Source organism: Tenacibaculum sp. FZY0031 (assembly GCF_036350695.1).
In the GTDB taxonomy this organism is placed as follows: domain Bacteria; phylum Bacteroidota; class Bacteroidia; order Flavobacteriales; family Flavobacteriaceae; genus Polaribacter.
This window is the reverse complement of sequence record NZ_JAZDVY010000002.1, coordinates 1-11,302: the sequence shown is the minus strand read 5'-3', so window position 1 is coordinate 11,302 and position 11,302 is coordinate 1. Positions and strand designations below refer to the sequence as shown.

Sequence of the window (11,302 nt, the reverse complement as noted above, 5' to 3'; positions counted from 1 at the left end):
GTCTATTGTACTTTAAAAGTTTTTGTTTCATTTTGAAACTTTAAAAGCACTTCTTCTGAATTTCCTTTTACCAACGTAAGGCCTCTAACGTTTTGACCAAGGTTAAAAATTTCTTGCTCCCCATTAATAGTAATGATAAAAGATTTCGATTTATTAGATGCTACAGTACCATTGTATACTATTTGAGGAAAATTCTTTTTTTCTCCTGTTATTTTCTTTTTAGGTTTAAAACTAACTTTTTTCCTTTTTACAGGAAGTTTACCTAAAAAAGGATCTCTATAATCTGCCCTAATAGTATAAGGTTGTACTTCAACTATTTTTTTTCTAGAAAAATGATTAGAATTGTTTGTAGTAGCGATAGTTGTTGTATTTGGAGATAATCGGTTGTAAATTTTATAACCAATAAGTCCCCAAATACAAACAACTACAGCAAGTAATAAGTATGTTTTTTGTTTTTTATTCAACTATTTTATGTTTAATAAGTTTTTCTATTTCGTTTAATCGACGCTCTAAGGTATTGTTTTTTTCTTTTGCTGCTTCTAATTCTTTTTGTTGCTGAATAGTATATAGCATTAGTTCTTCAATTTTTTGAAGTAATTGTATCGAAAATTTACTAAGTTCAATACCGTTGTTTTGCATTTCTTTTTCAGAGGAAATATCGGGCAAATGCTTATTCTTAAAAATATATTCTTGTAAAGAATCAAGTTTAACGAGTTTATAATCATTTTCAAAAACAAAATCTGCACCAGAGTCAACAGTTACTTTAATTTCTCTAGCACCAATTTTGCCAGCAACGGTTAATTTATCTCCATTATTAAGTTTGTGTGTACCAATGGTCAGATTATTTTCTATAGTAAAATTTTGCTTTAAATATGTTCTATCAGCAGTCTGATTATTGGCGAGAGTAGAAACAGGAGTTGTTTGAATTGTAGTTGAGTTAAAACCATTTACTCTATTTACACCTTTAATTGTAACTACTATGGTATTTCCTGTACTTAATAGATGATATATTGGAATAACTAAGCGATTATTATCATTAAACTCTAATTCTCCTAGTTTCCATTCAGAAGCAACATGTCCAAAAGCAACTGGTACTTCAGAAGTGTGATGAAAATAGCCTTCTTTACCTAGGTTTTTTCCTATTTGGTACCTCTTAGTATATTTACCTGTACTGAGTCTATATCCATAGGCAGAAGTAATTGTAACTTCCATCCATCCCCACATTTTAATATCTCCAAAATCTATATAACTAACTTGATTCTCTACCCCATTTGCAAAAGTGATATAAGAACTTTCCCATTCAAAACTATAGTTTTGAGCTTTAATAGTTAAAGGAGCAAAGACAAAAAAAAGTAATATTATTTTTTTCATAATTAATTTTTATTTTTCGAGTTTGTTAATTCTTTCTTCTAACTTTTTTAGGAGGCTATTTTCTTTTTTTAATTCATCAATTTCTTTTTGTTGCTGAATAGTATATAGCGTTAGTTCTTCAATTTTCTCTAACAATTTTCTATTCATTTCACCTAACTCAATACCTCCATCTTTTGCTACTTCTTTTGCGCTAGGAATGTTTTGTAAATGCCCTTTTTCATTAATGTGTTGTTCTACTTCTTGTAAGGTTGGCAGTTTGTGTTCTTTTGAGAATACATAATCAGGCCAGTTATTTTTTAGCTGTACTTTTACTTCTTCAGTAATTGTTTTTCCTGCAATAGCCAATTTGTAATCAGTAGGTATAGAGGTTGTTCCAATCCCCACATTTCCATCATATTTTAAATACATTGATTCGTTTCCTGTCCCTACAGCAAAAATTAACGAATTAAAATCTCCTCCTTCACCATTAGTTGATCTAATATATGCTCTATCATTTCCTCCCGGTTTCTCTAAAAACTTAATTTTATAAGTTCTTGCTAGTGAAATATTTCCATTTACTTCCAGTTTTTCTGCAGGAGAATTTGTTCCTATACCTAGTTTACCATAAACAGCTAAATTAGAGGGACTACTAGTGCTACCTACCCAAACATCTTTTTGATTACCATAGTTTAGGTATAAGTTATCAAAGTCATTGCTGTCTGCTTTTTTTCCATTAATATGTCTAACTCTTAGAGCGGTATTTGTTTCTCCCCCTATATTAAGGTCTCCTTTTATAGTTGTGTTCCCATTAATATCTTTTTTATAAGACACAGTCACTACATTTGTACCCGACAAAGCTTCATCAAGAGCAATCCAGTTTTCATAGTTAGCGGGAATATCATCGGCAGTCATACCTTTAGCGTAAACTCTTACTTGAAACCTATTAAAATATTCTCTTGAGTCTAAAAAGATAATTACCTTACCATTTTCGTTGGCGAGTTTTATATCAGGAGCATAAGCTCCATGGCTGGAAGCACCATATCTATAAAAATTATTATTGTATATATACCAATTTAACATAATTCCGATAGACTTACCTTTGGAATAGTTATATCCTTCTATGATTACAGTAGGCATTTGAGAGCCATTTGCATAAGGTAAATTGGTTTTAATTTTTATTCCATGAGTAGGAGTGCCATTAAAACTATAATTTAAAGGAGTATAGTTTTGAGCTTTAATAGTAAAAGAAATCAAGACTAAAATAAATAAAGTAATCTTTTTCATCATTAATTTTTGTTTTCAAGTTTGTTAATTCTTTCTTCTAACTTTTTTAACCTTTCGATTTCTTTTTGTTGTTGAATAGTATATAGCGTTAGTTCTTCAATTTTTTCTAACAATTTTCTATTCATTTCACCTAACTCAATACCTCCATTTTTTGCTACTTCTTTCGCGCTAGGAATGTTTTGTAGGTGTCCTTTTTCGTTAATATGTTTTTCTACTTCATATAAGCTAGGTAGTGTATATTCTTTAGAAAAAACATAATCGGGCCAGCCAGTTAAATCTACTTTAACCTCTTTAGAATGAATTGTTCCATTAACGGATAATTTAGCATCGGGATTTGCAGTTCCAATCCCTACATTTCCCAATTTATTAATGAAAAATCTAGACTGAATATTTAATTCGCTATTAACAGCAGTTTGAACAGCTGTTGGAGTAGATAAAAATTCAAGAGTTCCTTGTCCTAGTCGTAAAGCCCCTCTGTTTGCAGAAAAATTATCGAAAGTTGAAACTAGTTGTCCTGATGTACCTGAACCATTCATCCCTGCTGCACCATATCCCAGAATAATAGCACCAGAACTGTAATTAGAACTTAATGCTCCGATATAATCATTGTCAGCATATGTTTGAGCAAATATAATTCCTCCTTGAGTTGATTTTGGACCTAATTCAATAGGTTTATTAATTTTTTGTATTAAAATTTTTGACCACTGACCCCAAGTTTCATCATCAGGCAATCCATTCCTATAAAAAATACCTCCTTCATTAAAGTTTAATTGATGGTGATGTCCTCCAGTATTATCTGCCCAAGGTGCAAAGGTTAAAAGACCTGAGTAGTATCCTATACCAGGAACTCCTATATTCTCTCTTTTTTTAAATTCAAATTTTACTTCGTTATTGTAATAATTAGGTGCAAAATTATCATATCGAGTGTTTAATACTTTAATGTTTTCAGCAATTTGTGCGTTAATTTTAAAAGAGAAGGTTACAAATAAAACCGTAATAATAATTTTCTTCATCATTTATTTTTTTGTCGTTAAACTCTCTAACTGTTTAGATTGTTGTTTAACGATTTTCTTTAACTCGTTAATAGATTTTTCTTGTTGAATAGTATACAGGGTTAACTCTTCAATTTTCTCTAACAATTTTCTATTCATTTCACCTAACTCAATACCTCCATCTTTTGCTACTTCTTTAGCACTAGGAATGTTTTGTAGGTGTCCTTTTTCGTTAATATGTTTTTCTACTTCATATAAGCTAGGTAGTGTATATTCTTTAGAAAAAACATAATCGGGCCAGCCAGTTAAATCTACTTTAACCTCTTTAGAATGAATTGTTCCATTAACGGATAATTTAGCATCAGGATTTGCAGTTCCAATCCCTACATTTCCATTATTTCTTACAGTAAAAGCAGATTGATCAGTACCTCCATTATTTGAAGTTCTGATAAGATCACCCCCATTTTTTTCTACTTGAATATAAATACCGTGTTGGGATGTATTTTGACTACTATTATTAATAAATTTACCAGAATAAATTCCCGGAATGTTGTTTGAATCTACTTCAACATGTATGTTACTTTTCATGTTCTCCTTATAAGGAACAGTCACTACATTTGTACCCGACAAAGCTTCATCAACAGCAATCCAGTTTTCATAGTTAGCGGGAATGTCATCGGCAGTCATACCTTTTGCATATGCTCTTACTTGAAACCTATTGTAATACTCTCTTGAGTCTAAAAAGATAACCACCTTACCATTTTCGTTGGCGAGTTTTATATCAGGAGTATAAACTCCATGGCTGGAAGCACCATATCTATAAAAATTATTATTGTATATATACCAGTTAAGTATAACTCCAATAGACTTACCTTTTCCGAAATTGTACCCCTCTAAAATGACTGTAGGCATTTGAGAACCGTTTGCATAGGGTAAATTGGTTTTAATTTTTATTCCATGAGTAGGCGTGCCATTAAAACTATAATTTAATGGAGTGTAGTTTTGAGCTTTAATAGTAAAAGAAATCAAAACTAAAATAAATAAAGTAATCTTTTTCATCATTAATTTTTGTTTTCGAGTTTATTAAGTTTTTCTTCTAACTTTTGTAGTCTTTTTTCTTGCTGAATCGTATATAGCGTTAGTTCTTCAATTTTCTCTAACAATTTTCTATTCATTTCACCTAACTCAATACCTCCATCTTTTACTACTTCTTTAGCACTAGGAATGTTTTGTAGGTGTCCTTTTTCGTTAATATGTTTTTCTACTTCATATAAGCTAGGTAGTGTATATTCTTTAGAAAAAACATAATCGGGCCAGTTATTTTGTAACAGTACTTTTACTTCTTCGGTAAGGATTTTTCCAGCAACTGCTAGTTTGTAATCGGTTGGAATTGTGGTAGTACCAATCCCAACATTACCTGTGTTGAAATAAGTATTTGAAGCTTTTTTTTTCCATGTAATATCACTTTCAGAAGCTAACAATCCTTTATAAGGAGTGGTCGCTTCTGGATGGATAAAAAATAATTCTGATAAACCAAGTTTATTGTCAGTATCATAAGTGGAATAAATAGTAAAACGTAATTTACCGTAAGAACCATTAGGGACTTTATCAGAAATGAATTTTGAACCTACATAATCTTGGTTGGTATAATCGACAATAACTTTCCATTCGTTAGCTCCGTTGTATATGTTGTATCCTTCAATTTTAAATCGTTTTGGTTGCCAATATCTCGTTGACCAGCCTATCCATCCTCCTCTTTGAACATGAACATTGGGTAAATTCTCTATTAAAATAACTGTTGGTTCGGTTGTAGAAACAGGTATACTACTGTAGCTTGCTGCAAATTTGCCATCAAAAAGAGCTCTTAAATTTACAGTTGCATCACCAGTTTGTGTCACGGTATAGCGATTGGTAGCATCGAACAAAATGTTATGCTCCATACCTACAGGTGTTATATTAGTTGTAAAATTTTGAGAAAAAATGCTTAGGTTGTATAAGCATAGCATAGCAATAATTAGTTTTTTCATAATAAATTTTTATATTAATAATGGATAAATTTCTTTTAATGAGGTAACACCTTCTTTTACTAAGTGAAGAGCATTGTCTTGTAGAGTAGCAATATTTTGTTGCTTTAGATAGGTATAAATATCTTGTTCTTTAGTACTTATAGCCGATACTAATTCTTGAGTTATGGGGATTATTTCATAAATAGCTTTACGTCCTTTATAGCCTGTATGATAACATTCAGTACAACCAACAGCTTCATAATGTGTGTGGTTATTTAAAAGTTTGTTTGCTAAGTGTAAATCAGTATCATTTTTAACTACTTCTTTTTTACAGTTATTACATAGTTTTCTAACCAAACGTTGCGCAACACTAACATTTAAAGTACTGGCAATTAAAAAAGAGGGAATATTCATATCTATAAGTCTAGAAATGGTTCCCCAAGCAGAGTTTGTATGTATGGTTGATAATACTAAGTGACCTGTTAACGAAGCTCTAATAGCCATGTTTGCAGTATCTGGGTCTCGTATTTCACCAACCATAATAATATCAGGATCTTGTCTTAAAAAAGTTCTTAGAGTGCTTGCAAAATCTAATCCGATACTTTCTTTTAATTGAACTTGATTAATGCCTTCTAAGGTATATTCTATAGGGTCTTCAACTGTTAAAATATTTGTGTTCGGTTTATTTAAAAGTTGTAAAGTAGCATATAAAGTAGTTGTTTTTCCTGACCCAGTTGGTCCAGAGATTAACACAATTCCATTGGGTTTGTGTACTGCTTTTTGATATATGTTTAACTCTTCTTCATTAAAACCTAAACTTTCTAGCTTGAAGGATAATAAGTCTTTTGATAAAATACGAAGTACCAATTTTTCACCATATAGAGTAGGTAAGGAAGAAACACGAATGTCAAAAACATCATTTCCATTTTTAAAGTTTATTCTTCCGTCTTGGGGTAATCTTTTTTCGGAAATGTCTAGACCCGACATAATTTTAAGTCGGTTGACTATTTTTGGGTATTCGCTTTTTAAAATAACATGACGTTCAATTAATTTTCCGTCAATTCTAAATCGGACCCTATTTGAGTTTTCAAAAGCCTCAAAATGAATATCACTACTTCCTATTTCTTTAGCTTCCTGAATGATGTTTGTAAGGAAATCATCTGAATAATTGAGTATTTTTTCATGATTACGAACAGCTTTTCTATATTTTGAATTAATGGATTTTTTTAATAAGTCAGAATCAATTATTTCAAATTCAATACTTAGACCAAGTATAACTTCTAGCTCTTGTTTTAACTCTAAATTATCAAAATCACTATAAATAATTAACGTATTGTTTTTGATTGTTTTAGGAAGGATGTTATAAAAAAAAGCTTGTTCAGAAGATAATAGTTGAAGCGCTTCAACATCTGTTAAAAGAGTATTTTTCATTTACATAGCGTATAAATTCAAAACTTCAAAATTATTATTCAGTAATAAAATAATTACTAGGAATAAAGATTGTAATCCTGCTAGCGGAACAGTTTTGTTAGTTAATCTAGGTTTCAAAAATATAAATAAAATAAAAGAAAATATCAAAGAAGAAGAAAAGATGATTAAAAAAGCAAAAGTAGGAAAGCCCATAGCAATAATTATAAAAAAGAAAAGATCACCTAATCCGATGGTTTTCAAAAGACTTTTTTTTAATTTTAATGTAGTATACAAGTATAATACTAAGAAAATTATAGATAAAAAACTCATGTTTACAATGCTAGTATATAAATAACTATAAACTGAAAATGAATTTGAATAATGAGTAAAGCTTATAAAAATTAAAGAGGTGAATAAACTAAGTAGGTATACTTTTCTTTCTTTGAAATCTTGATAAGTTATAAATACGAGATTAAAATATAAAAGAATCGTAAAAATCATTAGAAAAGAATAAAGATTTGTGTACTTAAAAATCTATTATAAATATAAAATAAAAAGAGGAGTCTTACTTTCCGATACAGAAATTTCCAAAAATGTGTCCCAAAATATCTTTATCTACATCGTATTCACCTGTAATATTTCCTAAATGGCGTAAGCATTCTCGAATGTCAATAGCAAATAAGTCAGAAGAAATACCTAATTCAATTCCATTTTTCACCGAATTAATACTTTCTAGAGCATGGTTTAATGCTTCGAAGTGGCGTGAGTTAGTAACAATTGTTTCGTTATTACTTAAAGCCCCTGTATTCACTAAAGAAATAAGTTCTTGTTTTAATTCATTAACGCCAATTTTTTGTTTTGCTGAAAGTAAAATTAAATGTTCAATTTCTGATTGTAAAATAGAGGAGTCATGACACGATAAAGTATCTACTTTATTGGCAATAACCAATAAACGTTTATTAGGAAAACGCTGTTTTATAGTTGCTATTTCTTCTAAAAATAATTCTTTAGAATGTACATACTTGTTTGAATCAATTAAAAAGATAATTAACTGAGCATTTTCTGCTTTTTCATAAGCTTTTTTAATACCAATACTTTCAACAACATCTTCAGTTTCTCTAATACCAGCAGTATCTATAAAACGGAAAACAACACCATCAATAATTAGTTCATCTTCAATAGCATCACGAGTAGTACCAGCAATATCAGATACAATAGCTTTTTCTTCGTTTAGCAAGGCATTTAACAACGTAGATTTACCAACGTTAGGTTCTCCAATAATAGCAACAGGAATTCCATTTTTCATGGCGTTTCCAAAAGCAAAAGAATCAATTAAACGCTTTAAAACAGCTGATATTTTAGCTACTAATTCTTTAAATTTAGTTCTATCAGCAAATTCTACGTCTTCACCAGAAAAATCAAGTTCAAGTTCAATCAAAGCGGCAAAATCAAGTAATTGTCCTCTTAATTCTTTTAGTTCATTGGTAATTCCCCCGCGCATTTGTTGAATTGCCACTTGATGCGAAGCAGCAGAATTTGAGGCAATTACATCGGCAACAGCTTCCGCTTGTGATAAATCCATTTTACCATTTAAAAAAGCACGCATGGTAAACTCACCATTATCAGCTATTCGACAACCATTTTGTAAGAAAAGTTGAATAATTTCTTGCTGAATAAAGCTGGAACCGTGACAAGAAATTTCCACAACGTCTTCACCTGTATAAGAATGCGGATTTTTAAAAATAGATACTAAAACTTGATCAATAATTACTCCATTATTTACAATATGACCTAAATGTAAGGTATGAGACTTTTGAGATAATAATGACTTATTTTTCTTTACAGAAGTGAAAAATGAATCTACAATTTTTATCGATTTTTCTCCTGAAAGTCTAATAATAGCAATAGCACCAACTCCTGCTGGGGTTGCTAATGCAATAATTGTATCGTTTTGTATCATACTGCAAAATTACCTAATTTAGTAGGAAGTATTATAAAATATCAGCAACATATTTTTTACTGAACAAGCATGGGGGAAAACCCCTTTTTTTAACATTTTATTTTTAAAAACTAAAAATAAGCATTACATTTGGTGTAACAGTTTTTAGAACTTAAAAAACGTTAATCCCTCAAAATAATACGATACCCACTCAGTATTATTTTAGTTTCCTCATAAAATTTTTGTTGTGTACTCATTGTGTGTTATAGAAGTATTGCATTCTTGTAATACATCAGAAATACGTATCCCTTAATTACCCCACACCCCATTTTACCCCATCCCCGTAAGATGGTTTTAGCGAACACTAAGACTTAATAAGAGTAATACCCTAAAGAAATTTAGAGTATTTAAAAAGTTAAATTTTAAAAGTTAAGGTATGGGAATGAAAACTACTCATTTAAGAAAACTAATGCTGATACTTTTGTTGTTTAGTGCTAATTATGTTTTTTCACAAACAACAGTATCCATGCAGAGTCCCTGTAACCTTTCTGGGTGTGGAGCTCAGGATGTCGAAATAGGAAGTGTTTATATAGGAGATTCAAATGGAAACCCAATAAGCACGTGTACAGTAGGGCAACAACTCTCTAATGTTTACCTATATGTAGACATTTCTAAAGCAGCAAGTAAAATAGATTTATATATGCAGTTTTACTTGATGAATGGAGCAGATAAGATTGATAAAGATGGAAATGTTTATGTTGGAACAAATAAAATTAGTATAGGTATCTCAGGGGCAATTAGTCCTAGTACTTACCAAATGTTTGAGTTAATAAACTACACTTGTGGAGAAGAATTAACTTTAACCGACGTATATCTTTCTTGGCAAACTCCCGGTAGCAATGTAGGACCAGGGTGTTCAACACAAAATTCTAAATGTTCAGGAGAAAATTTACCACCAATTGATGTGCAAACTCCAATAGCTCCTGATTTTACTTTTGAATACGATTGTGGAAGTGGAGGTTTTCAAAGAGTAACCTATACTAATACTTCTACTGGAGGAGATGGAACCTTAACATATCAGTGGAGTTTTGGAACAGGAGCTTCTCCATCAATGGCAACAACTGAAGGCCCACATCCGGTTAATTATACTAGTTCGGGAACTAAAGTAGTAACACTAATTGTTACAGATGAAGATGGAGATACAAATTCAATAACTAAAAATGTTGCAGTATACTCTACTCCTGAGGCAAGTATAGTTGGAACAAATGTTAGTTGTAATGGTGGAAGTGATGGGGCAGCAAATTTAACCATAACAGGAGGGAAGGCTCCTTATATTTATTCATGGGATAATGGAGCTAATACTGAAGATATTACAGGTTTAGAAGCTGGTACATATCAAGTAATCGTTACTGATGCCAATAATTGTATTGCCTTTACAAATGTAACAATAATCGAGCCTCCTCTATTGTCACTTTCTCTTTTAGGAAGTGATTTAAGTTGTGGAGGAAGTGATGGAGCTATCGATCTAACCGTATCAGGAGGAACAGCAGGTTATACTTATTTATGGAATACAGGAGCAACAACAGAAGATCTTAGTGGATTAACAGAAGGGACTTATACGGTTACTGTAACAGACACTAATGGGTGTCAAGAAGTTGGGGCTATCACTTTAGTGTCGAATGACAATGAAAATCCTATTATTAGCGTTCCAGAAACCTTAGGAATTGAAGGTTGTGATGAAAATGGTATAACAAGTTTAAATGCTAGATACCCTTTGAGTTTAGCACCATCTTCTGATATCAAAGACAGCTTTTTTACAACTGGCTATACTGCTTCTGATGATGGAACAATAGCAAGTATAACTTATATAGATGCAATTAGTTCTGATGATGGATGTATTACTACAGTTACAAGAACATTTACTGTTACTGACACATGTGGTAAAATAGGAACAGATGCAATGGTGATTACCATTCAAGATACTATAGCACCAGATTTTACAGTGCCAGGAGATATTTCAATTTTTTCAGATACTAGCTGTAATTATGATGCCAGTGTAGGTATAACAGGAGATGTTACAAATGAATCAGATAATTGTAATACTGGCTTAGAGGCTACCTTTACAGATGAAGAGCTAACAGGTAGTTGTAATGGGGAAAAGATAGTTAAACGTACTTGGAAATTAATAGATAGCTGTGGTAATACAACAGAAAAAATACAAACAATTACAGTTGTAGATACTATAGCACCCGTATTATCAGCAACACCAGCCGATGTAAGTGTCGACTGTGAAGCCATACCAGCGGTACCCACCATCACTG

The 11,302-nt window shown here is 31.3% G+C and carries 10 protein-coding genes; 1 reads left to right on the top strand and 9 read right to left on the bottom strand.

Going from position 1 to position 11,302, the window contains the following annotated elements; all coding sequences use genetic code 11:
- Positions 1–2: 2 nt before the first annotated feature.
- The 9 genes from V1T75_RS02385 to mnmE form a co-directional block, all read right to left on the bottom strand.
- Positions 3–464: a hypothetical protein gene (locus V1T75_RS02385; RefSeq protein WP_330486970.1), complete on the bottom strand. Its 462-nt coding sequence runs from the start codon at positions 462–464 to the stop codon at positions 3–5.
- On the bottom strand, positions 457–1,371 hold the full coding sequence (locus tag V1T75_RS02380) for a hypothetical protein (RefSeq protein ID WP_330486969.1): 915 nt from the start codon (positions 1,369–1,371) through the stop codon (positions 457–459). Before V1T75_RS02380 ends, V1T75_RS02385 begins: the two co-directional genes overlap by 8 nt.
- Before the next feature lie 9 nt (positions 1,372–1,380).
- Positions 1,381–2,637: a hypothetical protein gene (locus tag V1T75_RS02375; protein ID WP_330486968.1), complete on the bottom strand. Its 1,257-nt coding sequence runs from the start codon at positions 2,635–2,637 to the stop codon at positions 1,381–1,383.
- Positions 2,637–3,647, bottom strand: coding sequence for a cell wall anchor protein (locus V1T75_RS02370; protein ID WP_330486967.1), 1,011 nt, complete (start codon positions 3,645–3,647; stop codon positions 2,637–2,639). The genes V1T75_RS02375 and V1T75_RS02370 overlap by 1 nt, the downstream gene beginning before the upstream one ends.
- Positions 3,648–3,650: 3 nt before the next feature.
- Positions 3,651–4,688, bottom strand: a complete 1,038-nt coding sequence (locus V1T75_RS02365) for a hypothetical protein (RefSeq protein WP_330486966.1) — start codon at positions 4,686–4,688, stop codon at positions 3,651–3,653.
- The gene (locus V1T75_RS02360; protein ID WP_330486965.1) at positions 4,688–5,653 is read right to left on the bottom strand and encodes a hypothetical protein; all 966 of its coding nucleotides are present in this window, start codon (positions 5,651–5,653) and stop codon (positions 4,688–4,690) included. The genes V1T75_RS02365 and V1T75_RS02360 overlap by 1 nt, the downstream gene beginning before the upstream one ends.
- Positions 5,654–5,662: 9 nt before the next feature.
- Complete coding sequence (locus tag V1T75_RS02355) at positions 5,663–7,063, bottom strand: GspE/PulE family protein (RefSeq protein WP_330486964.1); 1,401 nt, start codon at positions 7,061–7,063, stop codon at positions 5,663–5,665.
- Complete coding sequence (locus V1T75_RS02350; RefSeq protein WP_330486963.1) at positions 7,064–7,303, bottom strand: hypothetical protein; 240 nt, start codon at positions 7,301–7,303, stop codon at positions 7,064–7,066.
- Between the two features lie 304 nt (positions 7,304–7,607).
- On the bottom strand, positions 7,608–9,002 hold the full coding sequence (gene mnmE / locus V1T75_RS02345; protein WP_330486962.1) for a tRNA uridine-5-carboxymethylaminomethyl(34) synthesis GTPase MnmE: 1,395 nt from the start codon (positions 9,000–9,002) through the stop codon (positions 7,608–7,610).
- Between the two features lie 505 nt (positions 9,003–9,507).
- On the opposite strand from mnmE, the gene V1T75_RS02340 reads away from it, so the two are divergent.
- Positions 9,508–11,302 (top strand): PKD domain-containing protein (locus tag V1T75_RS02340; protein ID WP_330486961.1); only part of this gene is annotated, 1,795 nt, incomplete at its 3' end.